Origin of the sequence: Paenibacillus sp. PAMC21692 (genome assembly GCF_014303795.1) — a bacterium.
Lineage (GTDB): Bacteria > Bacillota > Bacilli > Paenibacillales > Paenibacillaceae > Pristimantibacillus > Pristimantibacillus agaridevorans.
Window position 1 is genome coordinate 5,438,883 of sequence record NZ_CP060293.1, and the last position, 17,935, is coordinate 5,456,817.

18 protein-coding genes are annotated in these 17,935 nt (G+C 51.7%); all 18 read right to left on the minus strand.

The genetic code is table 11. The annotated features are described in order from the left end of the window. Positions 1-3: 3 nt before the first annotated feature. On the minus strand, positions 4-1,023 hold the full coding sequence (locus H7F31_RS21980) for a glycosyltransferase family 4 protein (RefSeq protein WP_261800100.1): 1,020 nt from the start codon (positions 1,021-1,023) through the stop codon (positions 4-6). Between the two features lie 64 nt (positions 1,024-1,087). Continuing rightward, positions 1,088-1,660, minus strand: a complete 573-nt coding sequence (locus H7F31_RS21985) for a DapH/DapD/GlmU-related protein (RefSeq protein ID WP_187100543.1) — start codon at positions 1,658-1,660, stop codon at positions 1,088-1,090. Positions 1,661-1,667: 7 nt separating this feature from the next. Next, positions 1,668-2,795, minus strand: coding sequence for a glycosyltransferase family 4 protein (locus tag H7F31_RS21990; protein ID WP_187100544.1), 1,128 nt, complete (start codon positions 2,793-2,795; stop codon positions 1,668-1,670). Continuing rightward, positions 2,749-3,966, minus strand: a complete 1,218-nt coding sequence (locus tag H7F31_RS21995; RefSeq protein WP_187100545.1) for a glycosyltransferase family 4 protein — start codon at positions 3,964-3,966, stop codon at positions 2,749-2,751. Before H7F31_RS21995 ends, H7F31_RS21990 begins: the two co-directional genes overlap by 47 nt. Then, a complete protein-coding gene (locus H7F31_RS22000; protein WP_187100546.1) occupies positions 3,963-5,324 on the minus strand; it encodes an O-antigen ligase family protein in 1,362 nt (453 codons plus the stop codon). Before H7F31_RS22000 ends, H7F31_RS21995 begins: the two co-directional genes overlap by 4 nt. Continuing rightward, positions 5,317-6,435, minus strand: coding sequence for a glycosyltransferase family 4 protein (locus tag H7F31_RS22005; RefSeq protein ID WP_187100547.1), 1,119 nt, complete (start codon positions 6,433-6,435; stop codon positions 5,317-5,319). Before H7F31_RS22005 ends, H7F31_RS22000 begins: the two co-directional genes overlap by 8 nt. A gap of 22 nt (positions 6,436-6,457) precedes the next feature. After that, entirely contained in the window at positions 6,458-7,156 is a 699-nt protein-coding gene (locus tag H7F31_RS22010; RefSeq protein WP_187100548.1) for a sugar transferase, read from the minus strand. A 2-nt stretch (positions 7,157-7,158) separates the two neighbouring features. Next, positions 7,159-8,061: a UTP--glucose-1-phosphate uridylyltransferase GalU gene (galU, locus tag H7F31_RS22015; RefSeq protein WP_087569344.1), complete on the minus strand. Its 903-nt coding sequence runs from the start codon at positions 8,059-8,061 to the stop codon at positions 7,159-7,161. Positions 8,062-8,264: 203 nt separating this feature from the next. Next, complete coding sequence (locus tag H7F31_RS22020) at positions 8,265-8,954, minus strand: CpsD/CapB family tyrosine-protein kinase (RefSeq protein ID WP_187100549.1); 690 nt, start codon at positions 8,952-8,954, stop codon at positions 8,265-8,267. Then, a complete protein-coding gene (locus H7F31_RS22025; RefSeq protein ID WP_187100550.1) occupies positions 8,935-9,690 on the minus strand; it encodes a YveK family protein in 756 nt (251 codons plus the stop codon). The genes H7F31_RS22020 and H7F31_RS22025 overlap by 20 nt, the downstream gene beginning before the upstream one ends. Positions 9,691-9,850: 160 nt before the next feature. Beyond that, positions 9,851-10,141 carry a hypothetical protein gene (locus tag H7F31_RS22030; RefSeq protein ID WP_087569347.1) on the minus strand — a complete coding sequence of 97 codons (291 nt, stop codon included), beginning with the start codon at positions 10,139-10,141 and terminating at the stop codon, positions 9,851-9,853. Positions 10,142-10,893: 752 nt separating this feature from the next. Beyond that, positions 10,894-11,676 (minus strand): tyrosine-protein phosphatase, encoded by a 783-nt coding sequence (locus tag H7F31_RS22035; RefSeq protein WP_187100551.1) that lies wholly within the window; start codon positions 11,674-11,676, stop codon positions 10,894-10,896. Between the two features lie 186 nt (positions 11,677-11,862). Continuing rightward, on the minus strand, positions 11,863-12,966 hold the full coding sequence (locus H7F31_RS22040; protein ID WP_187100552.1) for a Gfo/Idh/MocA family protein: 1,104 nt from the start codon (positions 12,964-12,966) through the stop codon (positions 11,863-11,865). 47 nt (positions 12,967-13,013) lie between these two features. After that, positions 13,014-13,460 (minus strand): MaoC family dehydratase, encoded by a 447-nt coding sequence (locus H7F31_RS22045; RefSeq protein WP_187100553.1) that lies wholly within the window; start codon positions 13,458-13,460, stop codon positions 13,014-13,016. Positions 13,461-13,497: 37 nt separating this feature from the next. Next, entirely contained in the window at positions 13,498-14,331 is an 834-nt protein-coding gene (locus H7F31_RS22050; protein WP_187100554.1) for an amidohydrolase family protein, read from the minus strand. Further along, on the minus strand, positions 14,328-15,515 hold the full coding sequence (locus tag H7F31_RS22055; protein WP_261800101.1) for a CaiB/BaiF CoA transferase family protein: 1,188 nt from the start codon (positions 15,513-15,515) through the stop codon (positions 14,328-14,330). Before H7F31_RS22055 ends, H7F31_RS22050 begins: the two co-directional genes overlap by 4 nt. Positions 15,516-15,545: 30 nt before the next feature. Next, positions 15,546-16,700: a CaiB/BaiF CoA transferase family protein gene (locus H7F31_RS22060; protein WP_187100555.1), complete on the minus strand. Its 1,155-nt coding sequence runs from the start codon at positions 16,698-16,700 to the stop codon at positions 15,546-15,548. Continuing rightward, a complete protein-coding gene (locus tag H7F31_RS22065; protein ID WP_187100556.1) occupies positions 16,697-17,848 on the minus strand; it encodes an ABC transporter substrate-binding protein in 1,152 nt (383 codons plus the stop codon). Before H7F31_RS22065 ends, H7F31_RS22060 begins: the two co-directional genes overlap by 4 nt. Positions 17,849-17,935 lie beyond the last annotated feature (87 nt).

The window sequence follows — 17,935 nt, forward strand, 5'->3', positions numbered from 1 at the left end:
CGTTCATCCCCTCCCCGCGTACACGAGCTCCGTCTTGCGCGCGATGACATCCCAATCCAGCTCCCGAAGCGCTTCTTCGTAATCGGGAGCTTTGCGCTGCCTCTTCAGCATCCTTGCTTCTTCCAGAGCGCTTGCCAAACCGCCTGCGAAGCTCGGATCGTATCGAATAGCCATATGCTCCTGGAAATAATCATCGATAAACTCGTTATCCGGCATGACGACAAGCTTCTTAAAGGTCAGACCGAGAATCGCGGAACCCGATGTCGTAATTTCTTTATATGGCAGAACCAGGGCGTCCGCGGCGTTAAGCAAATCCGCGACCTCTTCGTTCGGGATGAACCCGGGCATCAGGATAACGCCCTCTTCCCGCCTAAGCCCCTGCAAATAGAGCTCCAGCTCCGCATCCGCTTTGCCGGCAATTATGAGATGCGTTCGTTCCGTCCTGACCATGCGGAACGCTTCGACCAAATCATCAACGCCCTTATAAGGCTTAATGGTGCCCATAAACAGGAACACGTCGTCGTCGTCGCCGATGCCGTACAGCTCTCGAACTCGCAGTCCTTGAGGTTTATAGACATCCAGATAATGGCCGTGCTTTACCACATGGAGCTTGCGCTCCGGAACGCCGAATTCCTCCTTGACCTTACGTTTAATCGACTCCGAGGCTACAATCAGTCCCGTACTGAACCGGCAGATCAGCCTTCTCATCAAGCGCTCGGCCCCGCCGCGTCCGGAGTCATGGGGGTACAAATTATGGATCGTCCAGACGAGATTGATCCCCCGCAAGCGCATATAAGTCAAGGTAAGGATCAGGATGGTCGACTTTAGCGCGGAAACGACAGGATTCCTGTGCCAATAGGCATGGTGGAACCAGTGGACATGTACGACATCCCCTCTTCTCGCCTTGCCGATCTTGAGCATCAACTTGCCATGGCTCAGATCCCTGACGTCTAGACCGGCGTCCATGAGCGCCTCCGTCAACAAATTATTGTATACGTTTAGTCCGCTTGTTCTCGGCCACATCCATACTCTCTTCGGCCTTCTCTCCCCGGCGTCGGCCATTCGCACATCATTCATTCCTTCCCTGTCAGTTGTATCTGCGAATCCAATCCGGCGGCACCTCGATCTCCTTCAACGTTTTGGCGGGCGTCCCCCCGGACAGTACGGCGGATGGGATGTCTCTCGTTACGACACTGCCCGCCGCTATGACCGAACCGCTTCCGATATGGACGCCAGGCAAAATGATGGCGCCTCTGCCGATCCATACATTGTCGCCGATGACGATCGGCTTCGCGGCCGAACGGTCCTGCGCGTCGACAGGATGAAAGTTCGAATCGATCATGTTGACCATAGGTCCGATTATCGAATGGCGGCCGATCGTGATGGACGAGGTGCAGCCAATATCAAGTCCGTAATTAAAAAACACGTTGTCGCCAATCGTCAAGCGAGCACCCTTGCCAACCGTGACGGACGAGGGGAACGGCTTGGCGTGGAAGGAGACGTTGCGGCCAATAATGAGCTCGCCCTTGTTCTTGAGAAAAAGCTTGCCCGCAATACGGGATAATCTGCCCGCAGAACTTGCCTTGAACGGCAGCACCGCCGCACCTTTCAGCACGGCCAGCGCCTTCTCGAAACTAAATGCCGCACGGGATACGCTCATATCTCCGTCACCCCGCCGTTCCCGGCAGCCGTATCGCGGCAGGTTCGAGCATGCCTTGATAAACATGCTCCACCTTCCGCGCGATAGCGCTCATATGAAATGCGTCCATCACGCCGTCGTATCCTCTGACGGCCAGCTCCTCGTAGTTAACCTCTCCGTCGTAGAAGCCCCGAATCGCTTCGAACAACGCCTCGGAGTCGCCGTCGCGAACGACGAGCCCCCCTTTTGTCTGTTCGATGATCTCCGGCGCTCCCCCCGAATCCGCCACAATAGGCGGAGTGCCGACCAGCATGGATTCGATAATGACGCGGCCGAACGGTTCGTTAAGAGAGAAGTTAACAGTCAGATCGCACTCTTGCATCATGTCCAGCGGCTTGCTTGTATGTCCGCAAAACTCGACATGGCGCTCTAGACCGTATTCGATCACCTTGCGGATCAACACGTCATAGTAACGGTCCGAGCCGTCGATGGAAGCATCCCCGACAATGAGCAGCTTCCAGTCGTGGCGGCCGCTTGCAGGCAATTTGGCGACCGCGTCGATAACCAGATCGTACCGTTTCCACTCCACGATTCGCCCAAAGGTCCCGATAACCAATTGCCCGTCGTCCATAAAGCCCCTTCTTCTGCGGCCAATCGACAGTCTGGGGTCCACGCCGTTGTAGATTACATTTTTGTTGCTCCCTTCAATGGAGCCTGCCACGAATTTCGAGATACAGATCACTTGATCGAAGAAGCGCGGCAGCACGCGATTGAACATCCGAAGATGCGTATGATCGCGGTGATGCCATACCCGCTTGCATGGCGACATAAACTTTAGCGGACCAATGTACCAAGGCGCCCTCCAGCCATTGGCATGGACGATATCAATCCCAAGCTTCTTGACGAGCGACCGGATTCGGAGCACGGTCTCCGCGTATCCGAAGCCGAGCCTTTTTTTGATGCTGCCCAGACTGAGCGGGATGTGGGTGAAACTTGCAGTGATCTCTCCCAAATATGACGCATTGCCGGGACAGATCAAATAGATGCGGTACAGGGAAGTATCGATGTAGTTGATCAGATGGACCAAGCTCTGCTCGGCCCCTCCCTTCTTATCCGCGTGCGTCACGAACAGAATGTTGATGAGCGGACTTGACATCAGAGATCCCCCTTTCCGGACTGTATGTGCGTTCAAGATATCGAAAATACGTTTTGAGTGTTTCCTTATGGTTATAACGTTCTCGGATAAATTGCTGAGACGCTTGAAGCAGCGAGTCTGCCGCGGCAGGCTCCGACAACAGTTCTCTCACAGCACGGCAGAATGCGGCCGGTTCATCCTCCACCCGAATATGCAAGCCGTTCCTTAGCCCCGTGCCTTCGCTGCCTACCGTAGTCGAGACAACCGGCAATCCGTTCTGGATCGCTTCGATCGTCTTCAGCTTAACGCCCGCGCCATTGCGCATCGGATTGACAAATAGATAACCTTTCGCGTATATCTCGTCCAAATTCGCAGGTGTATCGTGTACATACACCCCTTCCAGACGTTGGCTATTTAACCACTCCACTCCCATTCCCCTGCTGTTGCCCGCGATGACGAACCGATAACCCGGTATATCCAGCAGTTTGGGATGAACTTGATCGAGATACCAGCGAATGGCCTCCCTGTTGTTAGGCATAAACAACGAGCCGATAAATACAACATGTTTGGTGTCAAAACGGCTCCTGGCGAAGGACTCCCTCGTAAGCGGCGGGGGCAGGAACAGGCTCTCGGCTTGCGGATGTCGCGTGACGAAGCTATCGTACTCCTTGCTGGAGATAAACAAATATTTGGTCACCCGCTTTTGCAGCTTTTTCTGCAATCCGGCGAACTTTAAACTTTCCATCGCATAATACAGCTTGTGCAGGATTTGGCCCGTGCTTCTGGCCAGCGACTTAAAATAAGCGGACTCGTCGTTATGAACCCGCAAAATCGCCTGCTCCGCCCGTATGCCCGGATTATCAAGAACGGGGTAAACGTAATCACCTTCCAGCAGCACGTAGTCGTAATCGCCGTCGATCGGAACGGTCCGGAGCGCGTTTCTGGAGCGGACTTGCAGCGGCTCCGGCATCAAAATGTCGAGCGGCGAGCTTTTTCGGTCGCAGAGCTTGATATCGTTTACCCATGCCCGCGCCGCCCGGAGGTCCGACCCGGCAGGCTCGTGTTTGCCGCAGACGAGCAGGTCGATCCCCCAGCCCAGCCCCGCAAGCGCCCGAATTCGTCCCCACGTATCTACTCTTCCGCCATGGTCGGCCGGATACGGGAAATCGCTGCATACTACGAGAATATTCATTTCAGCGCCTCCGGTTTGTTGTAAAATGCACTTCGTTGCTCATCCTTGCCTGGCAGCAAGCCGATAAACGCGAACAACAGCCAGATTTCGTATTTGATCTCCAGCGATACGAGCAGCAGGGAGAGCAAAGTGAATACGAGCGCAAGGAACAGGATCGAGCTTGTTTTTACCTTCAAGAGCATATGGCGTCCCACCAAATAAAAAAACGCGACCGAAAGCAGACCGCCGAACATAAACCACTGGAAAAAACCCGATTTAACGCCAAGGTTTTTGGTGCTGACCGAATATTGAATCAGCTCGCTTACATTGATCTGACTGACGCCGAACCATTTGTAATACACGCTTGACATCAGATTGACGGATTGCTCCAGATAATGGTTGAAGTAGACGGGATATGCCCCCGTGCCAACGCCAAAGGGATGGTTAAGCACCGTAAGCAAAGCGATTACGATCGTCCCCATCCGCGTATAGGACGACGTATAATTCTCGATATCGTTTTGGAAGGACTGGATAATGCCTACCGAGAAATTCGCAATAAACAGATACATGATCAGCAAGGCCGCAACAAGAAGCACGAAATTCCTTTTTTTGCGAAAATCAAGAAATTTCACCATGGTAACGGCAGCCGTGAGCAACACAATGATCATAAATCCCTTCGAGCCCGTCACGAACAAATAGAACAGAAAGAAGCTTGTTGCATAAACGATCGTCAATGTTCGGGCAAGCTTGTTCCAATATCGGCTCAGGTAAGCCAATATCGCGACATACACCACAACGATTGTGCCGGTCGTGCTGCTCTCCGAAGTAAGCAGCCGGACGCGCCAATACGGTGCGTCGCCGGAATGCAGAAACGTCAACGCGTTCGGCATGCTCGCCAGCTCCACAGACATTATGAGCAGAAGCGACGTTACGGCGGCTAGAAAGCATCCGCATACGGTCCCGAGCTTTCCGATCTTGGCGACGACAAGCTGAATATGGCGAACATACAGCAGGATGAGCAGAAAGTAGATGAGCACCTTGACGCCTTTGCCCAGCAAATTTTCCGAACCGAAGCTATACGCTCCACCCATATACTGAATCAGAATATAGACCAGGCTCACCATTGCCAAATACAGAATGAAACCGAACATATACGTATGAAACCTCGTCCAGTTCGTTATCCGCTTATGCTTTGCCAGCATCGCGATCTCGCACAACAGGAATACGGGAAACAGCAGCACGATCGGAGTCCTTCCGATTTCTCCGATGATTTTGACAAGCGGAAAGTCCTGATAGACGGTCAATAGCAGCAGCACGAAGAGATAGCCCGCTAGAAAAGCATGCCTGAGTCCATCCCTGCGGCTGTCCAGACTAGACATATTCCCTCACGGCGGGCGAGTCCCGCCGCCTTCCGTCTCCCTCGACGAACGCTTCGTACAGCATCTGGATTTGGATATTCATCTCATCGGAATGAAATCGGCTTCTGTAAATGCGCTCCCCGGCCTCCCCCATCTCCTTAAGCCTCGCTTTATCAAGGCCGCGAATAATGGTTGCAAGCTCTTCCTTGTCGTCGAAATTAAAGATATAACCATTGATGCCATGCGCAACGATTTCCGGAAGCGCCCCGCGGTTGCTTGCAATGACGGGTTTCCTGCCGCGAAGCGCTTCAATCGCGACGATGCCGAAGCCTTCCCACCTGGAAGGAACGATAACGGCGTCACAAACCTCTATGTAGCTGGCAATCTCGTTATTATCGATCCACCCGAGCTTGACGGCATCCGCTGGAATGTCGAAATGCCGGTCTTGGAGCACGGTCCCTCCCGCGAGATAAAGCGTGACATTGCGGAACCGTCCTTCCGAAAACGTCTCCAGCAGAAGATCAAAACCCTTCTGCGGGTCGAAGCGTCCGATAAACAGCAGATTGATCCGATCCGGATCCGGCTCGAACGGCGGATCCGTCGATACTTGGACATCGGAGACGCCGTTGTACACGATGACCGACTTCTCTTTGGGAAGTCCGTAGCGCACTGCCATGTCGTGTTCGTGCCGGGAAATATGAATAATGACATCCGTGCGAACAGCCAGCAGCTTCTCGATTCCCGCGTACAGCCTCTTCTTCCAAGGGGACGTGTCCATCAGGAACGACCATCCATGGGCGCAGTAGATGATGGCGGGCCGCCGTCTCTTGAGCAGCAACGCGGATCTAAGAAACAGCCCGGCGAAGGTACCATGGATATGGACGATATCCGGCTCGAGCTCCTTAACCGCGCGTGCCATCGTTCGAATCGCCTTTAGCATAAAAAGCGGCTTTCTCTTATAGGGATACAAGTGCAATCGGCCTGCGCCGATGTTTAGCGAATCCCGATTGGAATTTTGCTCCGACACAAGGAGATGGACGTCATGCAAAGCCAGCTGGTATCGAAGAATTTCATTTAAATACGTCTCGATGCCGCCTTTCGTAAATTCCGAAACGTGAAGAATTTTAGCCATGCTGCAGACCTCCTTCCGGCTGCTAAAAAGCATCCTGAGGGGCAATGATCGCTTTCACCGTTCTCAGCATGATCTTGATGTCCAGCCAAATGCATTTTTTTTGAATGTACTTGATGTCCAGCTCCACCATCTCATGAAAGCTGAGACTGTTCCTGCCGCTTACTTGCCATAGCCCTGTACAACCGGGCGTTACCATCAAACGCTGCTTATCATAGTCGGAATATTCCGTCACTTCACGCTCCAAAGGGGGTCTTGGGCCGACAAGCGACATATTTCCTTTCAGCACGTTCAGCAATTGCGGCAGCTCGTCAATGCTGGTCTTGCGGATGAACTTGCCGACTTTCGTAATTCGCGGGTCGTCCTTCATCTTGAACATAGCCCCGTTAATTTCGTTCTTATCCAAAAGTTCCTTCAGCTTCTCTTCCGCGTTGACCGACATGGACCGGAGCTTGTACATCCGAAAAGGCTTTCCGTCCTTGCCGATTCGTGTCTGCTGGAAGAAGACGGGTCCCTTCGGATCCTCCAGCTTGATCAACAAGGCGACCATCGTAATCAATGGGCTGAGCGCAAGCAGCCCGGCCAGCGAACCGCCGATATCCATGGTCCGCTTCATGACGCCGTAAGCCGTAAAGCTCCTTTTCTCCTTTGCGGGAGCGAACCCTCTATAAGGGGAGGAAGCACTGCTCCAGACCGCTTCGTCTCTTAATGGCGACGGATTCATCGTTACTCGCTCCTTCCTGTAATGAGATGGTTACGCAGTTCTCTCTCCATCAGTCCTTCAAGTTCTGTCATAAGCGGATAGCGGAGCTCCCGATTTCTAAGCGCAAAGTCGATGGTGGTCAATATAAATCCGAGCTGCTCCCCGACGTCATACCGAACGCCTTGAAAATCGAATGCGTATACGCCCTGCGACATGTTCAGCTCCTGTATCGCGTCCGTCAATTGGATTTCGCCTCCGGCGCCGATCCGCTGCTCGCCCAGGAAGTCGAATATTTCCGGAGTCAACACGTATCTGCCCATAATGGCCAGGTTAGACGGCGCTTGTCCTTGAGGCGGCTTCTCGACGAACCGGCTCACCTCGTACAGGTTGTCAACGCGATTGCCGGGATCGACAATACCATAGCGGTGCGTCTGATCGACGCCAACCATCTGTACGCCGATGACGGACCGTCCCGTACGCTCGTATTGTTCGATCAATTGTCTCGTGCAAGGCGTTTGAGATTCCACAATGTCGTCGCCGAGCAAGACCGCGAACGGTTCGTTGCCGATGAAGTTTCGGGCGCACCATACGGCATGTCCGAGACCTTTTGCTTCCTTCTGGCGAATATAATGCAAGTTGACATTGGACGACTTCCGCACCTTCTCCAAAATATCCAGCTTGCCTCTCATCTCAAGCGTATGCTCCAGCTCGAACGCGATGTCGAAGTGATCCTCGATCGCCCGCTTGCCCTTGCCGGTAACGACAATAATGTCTTCAACTCCGGACTCGATAGCCTCCTCGACAATGTATTGAATGGTTGGCTTGTCGACGATCGGGAGCATCTCTTTCGGCATTGCCTTAGTCGCAGGCAGGAAACGCGTACCAAGTCCGGCAGCGGGAATAATGGCTTTTGTCACTTTTTTCATGAAATCACACCCCGTTCTCGATTATTTTCAATACACGTTGCAATATATCAGGGCATTTAACCCCCCCTCACTCCACACCAGCGACGATTAACGTCTAAGGAATATTTCCCACAGCATGGTCGAGTGCCTCCAGTGATAAAGGTTCAGGAGACATTACCTTCCTACCTTGCGTCCTCGTCTTGCAAGCACAATCGCTTTGCGGGCTAACCTTCGGATTCGCCGTAGTAGTAGGAATAAGAATCTGCATGAGAGCTGTTGACATTATTTAAGACGACTCCGAGCAGCTTGGCTTTGACATGATCGAGCAAAGACTTCGCCTTTAGAACATGTTCCTTGCTGACTTGCCCGGATTGAACAATAAGCACGACACCGTCGCTCATAACGGCTACGACCTGAGCGTCCGTCACCGTAACGATCGGCGGCGTATCCAGCACGATGACGTCATAGCTTTTCCTCGCTTCGTCCAGTAACTCCGCCATCTGAGGCGAAGACAACAGCTCGGAAGGATTGGGCGGCGTTGGGCCTGCATGCACGATGAACAAATTGTCAACGGCCGTATGCTGGACGATTTCCTTAAGCGGCTTTTGATTGAACAGCGCCGTCGTCAGGCCGTTTCGATTGGACGTGCCGAACAAGTAATGCTGCGTGGGCTTGCGCAGATCGGCGTCGATGAGCAACACCCGCTTGTTCGCTTGCGCAAAGGCGACCGCCATATTCGCGCATGTCGTGCTTTTGCCCTCACCCGGCTTGGAGGAGGTGACCATAATTATCTGCAGCTTCTGGTTTATGGTGGAATGGTCGATGTTCGTTCGAAGAGTCCGGTAGCTCTCCGATATAGGCGACTTCGGATTAAGATGGGTAATCAAATTCCATTTAGGCGTCAAGCGTAGCATTGTTTCCCCTCCCTGCTTTAAGAGCTGTCTCCGGCTTATCTCCGCGCTCCTTCGAATCCTTTTCCCTGAATGTAGGAATGGCGCTTAACACCGGAACTTGCAGAAGCATGTCGATGTCCTCCTCCGACTTGACGGTATCGTCCAAATACTCCAGCAAGAATGCAATGCCTACGCCCAGCATCAACGCCAGAAGAAAGGCAACGGTCACATTCAGCTTGATGTTAGGCGATACCGCCCCCCGATTTTCGAGCGGGTTGGCTTGATCCAGGATCGAGACGTTATCGACTTTCATAAGTTCGGGGACCGACTGTTGAAATACGATCGCGATTGCGTTTGCCATATTCGCCGCTTCCTGGTACGAGCTTCCTTTGACGGTAATCGACATGACCTGCGTCTCGTTGACCGAACTCACGCTTACTCTCCCGATCAGCTCGCTATGCGTGACGCCCAGCTCCGGGTACTGCTGAACGACCTTTTTCATCATGCGCGGCGTCTTTATAATTTCTTTGTAGGTTTTGATTAGACCGATTGTGCTATTGATGGCCCCTACGTCGATGCTGGGCAGCAGCGAACCGCTGTCCTTGTACTGATTGACGATCAGCTTGGCGGATGCCTGGTATTGAGGCTGAAGAAAATAACCGGAATACAAGCCGATCCCCAAGCAGCTTACGGTAACCAAAAGCAGAATCATGACTAACCTTTTTTTCAAAATGAGACCATATTGTTTTAATTCCAAACTGCCTCCTCCTTCGACGATAACGAGAGTCTATTATAGGATTCGTAACGACTTTTCATTTTTGTTATTCAATTAGAATTTTTAATTATATCAGTTATTCAAAACGCGACCTTTTGCTTCAAAAAAGAACCACATTCAATCATTTACGATAGCATGAGGTTCACGATTTGCATTCATTTGTTAAAAAAAATCCTTCGATCGATCCGCCGTTTAATACATGCTCGACCATTTGTTCGGAGCAACCTTCCAACCCTTGCGTACGAAGCAGTAATGTCACCAGTCTCGCCATATCGATAGCTTCCCCATTGGGGTTGTATCCGGCGAACAACAGAAGTTCGGACAGCGAGTGGGTCGGTTTGACCGCTCCCCTGCCTACGTCCTTGTCTTCCGACAGCCGTTGCAGAAATTGTTTGAATCTGGCTTGTTTATCATTTTTGCATGGAACACTCATCTTCATAATCCTCCGTCCATTCCTTGCCGGACAGTTGCCGGCAAGATTAGATTGCCATCCTTCAACAACGAATCCAGATCTGTTGAGGAGGTTCCAAACTTACGGATTGACTAATCGATTTTTGCATTATGTACGCCTGACTTACACTTCGCTTCTAAGTATGCCATAGATTTCCTAAATCCATGAGGGATTAAAGACATGTGTGGATTAGTCATTCCCGCTCATTTTCAACTCGGTCTATATGAGCAATGAAGACTAAATTTTATAATTTCAGGCAAAAATGATACCGTTTTCATGACGTGAGTAACCCCCAATGTCAAATCGAAGCGTTTTGTGTCGGTCTGCATATATCCCCCTCTTGGGAACCATATCATTTTTTTCCTGGTCGGCAGTTTTTCTCGCTGTATAAAGCGTTGCTCGGTAATCTATCAGAAATAGCCGGACCAGGATGGCCTGCTATTTATGCATACGCCATCCTAGAAAGAAACGGGACTATTGTCTGAAAGAGGAACATCCCGCCTATTCCGATGCTAAATGTTCGGATTGAAAACGTTTTTTCGATCCCTTTGAACCATAAAAAAAGGTTTTTTTGATCCGCATAACTGGATAATGGAATATTAAAAAACCAATATATGGTCCGAAAATGACATGCCTTTGTATAAGCGACATTTTGTAACCCTTGATTATGCACAACAGTGTCAGAGGCTACCTATTGATAAATAGGATAAATTAACCAGAGACCTGCTACCTGGTTATGGAATTAATCTGCGTAAAAACCTGCTAAATGAAGTGCTTTTCACATGAGCCTCCCCCCTCATAAGTTCCAGAGGCGAGTCGGATACTATTCGGCTGGCATTGGATTGATAATAGTCGACATAGGATTCGCCAAGCCGTTTGCCTACAACTTGATAAGCTTCTTTTAGCCTGAATCCCCTTCGATTCGTATCATGGGCGTCGGACGATACCATATGGATCAAACCGCTTCTGCATAACGTCCAAGCCGTCCTCTCCACGCTTCTGCCGAACCCTCCGAGCAAAGAATGAGACGTAACTTGCGCGAAGGCTCCTCGCATCACCATCTCTTCGAGGAGCCGTGGATCACGCGCGATTGCCGAATTGCGCTCCGGATGCGCGATGATCGGAACCAGCCCAAGCACCGCAAGCTCATGCATTAGTTCGCCCATGCTCTTTGGAATATGTGAAGATGGAAGCTCGATCAGCATATATCTGGATCCGGACAACGAAAGCAGTTCTCCGCGTTCCCACGCTTCCGGAAGGCCGTCGTGAATCCGAATTTCTTGTCCGTGCAGTACGCGCAGCGGAATGCCCTCTTCGTTAAGCCGCTTGTCCACGCGCTCCGCAAGCTGCTTGACTTCATGGGCGGCATTTATATATTTGCCGTTGGCATGATGAGGCGTGGCTATAATTGCCGTAATGCCGTCTTTTACAGCCGCGTTCGCCAGTCGCAATGTTTCCTCCCAATCCGATGCGCCATCATCAATCCCGGGCAATATGTGTGTATGAATATCTATCATAGTAGAGAGCACCTCCCGTCTTGGCCTAAATCGTTTACCCGATTTATTGTAACATGGCAGGATGGTTGCTTGCAGGTCCGCACAAGGCGAGCCGATTTTCTCCACTAAGCGTTGGTTGTGATTTCAAGGATAAAAGAAGGCTCCCTCCAATTATACGATTGGAAAGGAGCCTATTGCGTTGCGGTGTTATGATCCGATCTCGTCCAGCCGAACAGGCCGGTTTTCTTCTATGGAGCGGTATGAAGCAAAGAGCATCTGCAGCGTCAGCAGGTTGTCCTGAACGCTGTTCTCCGCCTCACGCCCCTCTTCGATCGCGCGCATGAGCTCACCCATCGTACCGAGAAACGCATGCGGAAACCATCGTCCTTCGAGCTTCGGAGAAAACCAATAGCCTGGATCGATCCTCTGCGACAGAAATTGGAGTGTATCTTCCCGTCCATCGGGATAATTGTAAAGCGCTCCGTTTGTGCCTTTAATGATCCCCTCTGTTCCTTCGAATCGAAAGGTGGCATACCAGTCGTCCTGCCCCGCAATATTGTTATGATTATCATGAATAAGACCCCTGCATTCGCCGGGAAACTTCATGAAGATCATGGACCTTGTTTCCCCCCTGGAGACTTGACCGGGGAATTTCGAGCCGTCCGCATAAATATATTCCGGCGTGCCGAAAACCGAACGAATAGAGTCCATGTAATGGATGCTGTGATACATCAGCTCCAGCCGCTCGATCTGCGTAATCCATGGCCACTGCGACCAATCGGTAAAAATATTGACCTGGATCGAAGCCTGGGTCGGCATGCCAATCCAGCCGCGCTCCGTTATCGTACGACTCGCCCGAATACCCGGCGACCAACGCATCTGTTGATTGACAGCGCCCTTGACGCGAAATCGCTCGCAGGACTTAACGATATGCAGAGCATCCTCGTACGACTCGCCAAGCGGCTTCTGACACAGCACGTTCTTGCCCGCGGCTGCCGCCTTCTCGACAATCGACGGTTGAAATTTAGCGGGGATGGCAATATCGATAATCGTTATATCAGGATGCTCCAGCATTCGCTCCACCGTATCGAAGACATGGGGGATGCCGAACTGTCGGGCAATCGCTTCCGCTTTGTCCCGATCCACATCGTAAATTCCGATTATATTTAACCCGCCCATCCGATAAGCAGGCAAATGGCATGCCTGGACGATGGCCCCTGCGCCTACGATGCCGATCCCGCAGGACAAATCTTTGGGCAGCTTTGGCTTATAGTCCAGGTCCAACCATCCGGCCTGATTGTTTACATCCATTGCGGCTCCTCCTGCCCCGTTTATCCTGATTGCTTAACCTCCATATCCTAATCGGACTTTTTCTTAACCAGCAGTAAATGCTCGCAGACGAGCACAAGCTGATTATGTTGATTGTACACTTCCACCTGTTCGGCTACGATGCCGTATTCTGCACGCTTCGGATACTCCCGCTTCTCCTTGATCGTAATTTGCACGCGGATGGTATCCCCAATGAACACCGGCTTTACGAACCGAAGCTTATCATAGCCGTAGGAGAAGGCCTCTGGATTGATAGCCCCCGCAGACATGCCGACTCCGATGCTAAAGATGAGTGTTCCATGCGCGATCCGCTGCTTAAATTCCTGCGTTTTGCACCATTCCGCATCCATATGATGGGGATAAAAGTCCCCGGTTTGTCCGGCATGCATAACGATATCCGTTTCCGTAATGGTCCGCCCTAATGTTTCGCGAGACGCTCCCAGCACGTAATCCTCAAAATACATCGAACGAAACATGCTCTTCTCCTCCATTCGTTAATTTCCTATCTTCGAATTATAACTTATAAAATGAAATTGCCGTTCCGCCAAGCACCGCGTCCAGCTCCGCCTGAGTTCGACCTTCCATCGCTTTCTTTGTTTCTGTCCAAACCTTGGCGTAATCTCCTGCCAAATTCGACACCGGCCAATCGCTCCCAAACATCATCCGATCCGCGCCGAAAACGTCAAACGCGAAATCGATATACGGCTTAATGTCCGCTGCAGTCCAGCTATCCCAATCCGCCGCGGTGTTAAGTCCCGACACTTTGACATGCACTTGCGGATATGCGGCTGCCAACTTCATTTGCTCCGTCCATCGCCCCATTTCTCTATCCTTGATTGGAGGTTTTGCCAAATGGTCGACCACAAGCTTTAGCCCCGGAATTGTTTCTGCGATTGTCGGAACATGCTTCAGGTGGTTCGGATATACGGCGACAACGTCGAAAGCAAGATCGAAGGAAGCCAGTACTTTCAACCCTTCGAGTACTTCGTCGCGAACGACCCAATCCGGATCCTGCTCTTCGTGAATGAGATGGCGAATGCCTTTGAAGTACTTATTTTTCGAATACAACTCCAGCTTCTTAGCGGCTTCTTCCGGTCTGTCCAGCGGAACCCAGCCGACAACCCCTGCGATCCACTCGTATTGCGCTGCCGTCTCCAGCATGTAGTCGGTATCCTCGTACGAATTCATCGCCTGCACGATAACCGTCTTGTCGATCCCGGCTGCTTTTATCAGCGGTCCAAGCTCCTGTGCCTCAATCGTCCGATAGATTGGGCCATAGGAAGGCACAAGCCAAGGGTAGCTCACCTTCTCCAAATTCCAAAAATGCTGGTGCGAGTCCACCTTCATAAGAATCGCCCTTCTTTCAAAATAGTTTCATTGTCCTCACCTATTTTCGGAGCGCCTTTGGCAGATGCAAGCAGCTCGCCGTCAATACGAATCGGACACCGTGTCGTAACCAGGCTGATTCCGCTGCCTCTGGTGACCGTTTGGGTCATATTCAACGCTTTGAAACCATCATGCTCAAGCAGCTGCTCCCATGTCAATACCTCCGAACAACAGTATTCGGCGGGTTCGAGCAGAGCCAGCCATCGCCCGGTCGTATCCGTAAGCAGATGACCGGCTATAAGCCGCTTGATTTCATCACGCTGCGTCATCCAAACCTGCGGATCCGTAAACCCCGTTAGCGACTGGCAGCCCAACAACTCGCCTAAACGCACGACAGAGCCCATCCCCAAGGCGATGTATCCGTCCAATGTTTGATAAATCCCGCTGGGAGCCCCAAAATAAACGTTGACGTTATTTATATTGCTTCTCGATGGCGGCAATCCTCCATCATTCAAATACGTCGTCAGAACCTCAAACTGAATATCCAGCGTTGCTTCCAAAAGACTTGTCTGGACATAGGCTCCTTCGCCTGTCATTCCCCTCCTCACGAGACAAGCGAGAATGCCTTGAGCTAGCTGCGCTCCTGCCGCCATGTCGGCGATTGCCAGTCCAAACGGCATTGGCGGCTGGTCCGCGTTCCCGTTGAGCCAGGCAAGTCCGGATAGCGACTGAACGAGCAAATCCTGTCCCGGCTTGCCGCGCCAAGGTCCAATTTGTCCATATCCCGTTATTTCGCCATAGACGATTGCCGGATTCAGCTTTTTAACAACATCATAGTTTAATCCCAGTCGTTGCATCACGCCTGGCCGAAAATTTTCAATCATAACGTCGGCGTTCGCAATCAACTTTCGAACGATATGCAGATCATGAGCATCCTTGAGATCGACGGCGAAGCTTTCCTTGTTGCGGTTGATCGAATGAAACAGCGTGCTGTCCCCATCGAGCTCCATGTTGGAGATATACAACGTCCGGCAAATGTCCCCCGTGCCGGACCGTTCGATCTTAATGACTCTTGCTCCCAGATCCGCAAGTCTGAGCGCCGCCGAAGGCCCGGATAGAAACTGGCTGAATTCCAGCACGACGATCCCCTCGAGCGGCCGATCAAGCGGAGGCTTCTCGGAGGCCACGTTCGATCGCATGTCCATAGCAGTTCCCTCCCGATGCCCGAAATTACGTCACGTCAATTTCTCGAGCAGCTTAAATTCCGTGTCCAGTTGCTCGTTGTTTTCTCCGAGCCTCGGCGCTCCTTTATCGCTCTTAAGCATCTCGCCGTTAAGTCGAATCGGACAGCGCGTCGTCATGACGTCAGCTCCCGTTCGCGAAACCGATTGCACCATATCGAGCGCCTGGAACGCCTCATGCGCGAACAGCCGTTTCCAATCGTAAACATCCGCGCACCAATAATCCGCAGGTTCAAGGGCATCCAACCATTGCTGCGTCGTACGGCCTCGGAGATGATGGGCCAAAATGCGTTTTATTTCGTCACGACTGGTAAACCAGGTTTTCGAATCCCCGAAACTCCCCAATTTCCCGCATTCCAGCAGTTCTCCCAATCGCGTCACGGAGCCCATCGCCAGCGCAATGTAGCCGTCTTTCGTCGCGTATATGCCATAAGGCGCTCCAAGATAAGCATGCGCATTGTTGACGGAACTGCGAAGCGGCGCTTGACCGCCATCGTTTAAGTACGTTGACAATACCTCGAACTGAAAATCGAGCGTCGACTCCAGCAAGCTAGCTTCGACAAGCCCGCCTTCCCCCGTTCGTCCGCGACGTACGAGACATGCGAGGATGCCTTGCACGAGATGCGCGCCTGTCATCATATCCGCAATGGCCAGCGCAAACGGCATCGGCGGCTGCTCTGCGTTACCGTTTAACCAGGCAAGTCCTGATAACGATTGTACAAGCAAATCCTGTCCCGGCTTGTCGCGCCAAGGCCCTTCCTTGCCATAACCGGTAATGCTGCCGTACACGATGCGCTTATTGATTTGCTTGACGCGCTCATAATCCAGCCCCAGCTTCTCCATCGTCCCTGGACGGAAGTTTTCGATCATAACGTCTGCTGACGCAATCAGTTTTTTTACTTTAGCCAGATCGCCGGCATCCTTTAAATTAGCCGCATAACTTTCCTTATTCCGATTGATCGTATGGAATAATACGCTGTCGCCGTCAAGCTCCAGATTGTTTAATTGCAACTGACGGCAAGCATCTCCGACACTCGGCCTTTCGATCTTGATAACCCGCGCGCCTAAATCAGCAAGCCGCAGCGCAGCCGACGGTCCAGACAGAAACTGCGAGAAATCAAGCACAAGCAATCCTTCCAATGGCTTCATTTGCGTTCCTCCAACGATTCCCGATATAGACGATCCAATTGCTGCAATACCTGCAACGGGTTTCCGCCATGCATGATGTAGTCGCGTACGACATCGCCGGCACGATCCTGGAAGTGGAAATATCCGCTGTACCTGGGGCGCATGTAAGCACGATCCAATGCGGGAAGCGTATTTATAAAATACTGATTCGTTCGACGATTTACTTCTTCGTCCAGCCATGCTGCCCGATGTCCTGGCTGGCCTCCGCTTTCGACGTAAATGGTTTTTTGAACCTCCGGACTCGCTGTAAATTTCGCATATTCGAGCGCGATATCCAAATGCTTGGACTTCGACGAAACCGCAATCCCGGTCCCGCCTAAAGTGGAGCGTAATGGACCATGTTCGCCAATCGAGACCATATCGGTCGATAACAGCAAACGGGCAGCGTATCCTTTGCGGGTATAATTGGAATATCCATAGGCGAACGGACAGTAATACAGGCTATCGCGAGTACACATCTCCTCGTATACGCGGATGGGATTCCACCCGAACATTTCTTTTGTGCAGTAACCGGAGAGCTCGCGTAGCTGCTCCAGCACGTGCAGACCCATATTTTCACTCGCGACCTGCTCCGTCCCGGCAAACGGTTCTTCGCCTTGCGTGGCGCATAACATATAAAATTGCATAAGCAAATCGATGGGTATGCCGGCGAAAGCGACTTTGCCCGTACGCGCAAGCGCAAGCAGCTCTTCCCATGTCGTTGGCAACTCCAAGCCATCTCTCTCGAACAGATCCGGGCGGTACGTGGCAATCGGTGTTGCCGCATCAACGGCAAGCGCGTACTGACGGCCGTCGAACTGATAGCTAACATGCGACAAACCGACGGAATTGGCGGCTTGGTCGGCCATAAACTCGGTCGGTAAAAATTTCTCCAGCGGGACAAGAATGCCTTTATCTGCAGCAAATCCAGCCCAAGGATGGTCGATGATCAACAAATCGTATTGATCTGCAAGAACATGAATCGGGTAATCCGCAAACGCTTGCAAAGAACGTTTTTCCCAGATGATGTCTACGCCTGGATGCAGCTCCATAAATCGTTGGGCAGTCGCTGCGACCGATACGTATCCTCTGGAATGATTCCAGGTAATGCCGCGAAGTTGAATATTCATAAAAAACCTCCCTCTATCGTGGTACTACCACGATACCATAAATAGACTTTAGCATATGTTCTTGTTTCGTTCAATCATCTTTTGTAT

Coding starts and splice junctions, on each gene's coding strand:
- H7F31_RS22055 (WP_261800101.1), bottom strand. CDS start 15,515: ATGGACATGCGATCGAACGTGGCCTCCGAGAAGCCTCCGCTTGATCGG.
- H7F31_RS22030 (WP_087569347.1), bottom strand. CDS start 10,141: ATGAGTGTTCCATGCAAAAATGATAAACAAGCCAGATTCAAACAATTT.
- H7F31_RS21990 (WP_187100544.1), bottom strand. CDS start 2,795: ATGTCAAGTCCGCTCATCAACATTCTGTTCGTGACGCACGCGGATAAG.
- H7F31_RS21980 (WP_261800100.1), bottom strand. CDS start 1,023: ATGTGGCCGAGAACAAGCGGACTAAACGTATACAATAATTTGTTGACG.
- H7F31_RS21995 (WP_187100545.1), bottom strand. CDS start 3,966: ATGAATATTCTCGTAGTATGCAGCGATTTCCCGTATCCGGCCGACCAT.
- H7F31_RS22040 (WP_187100552.1), bottom strand. CDS start 12,966: ATGGATGTAAACAATCAGGCCGGATGGTTGGACCTGGACTATAAGCCA.
- H7F31_RS22050 (WP_187100554.1), bottom strand. CDS start 14,331: ATGAAGGTGGACTCGCACCAGCATTTTTGGAATTTGGAGAAGGTGAGC.
- H7F31_RS22045 (WP_187100553.1), bottom strand. CDS start 13,460: ATGTTTCGTTCGATGTATTTTGAGGATTACGTGCTGGGAGCGTCTCGC.
- galU (WP_087569344.1), bottom strand. CDS start 8,061: ATGAAAAAAGTGACAAAAGCCATTATTCCCGCTGCCGGACTTGGTACG.
- H7F31_RS22010 (WP_187100548.1), bottom strand. CDS start 7,156: ATGAATCCGTCGCCATTAAGAGACGAAGCGGTCTGGAGCAGTGCTTCC.
- H7F31_RS22035 (WP_187100551.1), bottom strand. CDS start 11,676: ATGATAGATATTCATACACACATATTGCCCGGGATTGATGATGGCGCA.
- H7F31_RS22060 (WP_187100555.1), bottom strand. CDS start 16,700: ATGAAGCCATTGGAAGGATTGCTTGTGCTTGATTTCTCGCAGTTTCTG.
- H7F31_RS22065 (WP_187100556.1), bottom strand. CDS start 17,848: ATGAATATTCAACTTCGCGGCATTACCTGGAATCATTCCAGAGGATAC.
- H7F31_RS22000 (WP_187100546.1), bottom strand. CDS start 5,324: ATGTCTAGTCTGGACAGCCGCAGGGATGGACTCAGGCATGCTTTTCTA.
- H7F31_RS22005 (WP_187100547.1), bottom strand. CDS start 6,435: ATGGCTAAAATTCTTCACGTTTCGGAATTTACGAAAGGCGGCATCGAG.
- H7F31_RS21985 (WP_187100543.1), bottom strand. CDS start 1,660: ATGAGCGTATCCCGTGCGGCATTTAGTTTCGAGAAGGCGCTGGCCGTG.
- H7F31_RS22020 (WP_187100549.1), bottom strand. CDS start 8,954: ATGCTACGCTTGACGCCTAAATGGAATTTGATTACCCATCTTAATCCG.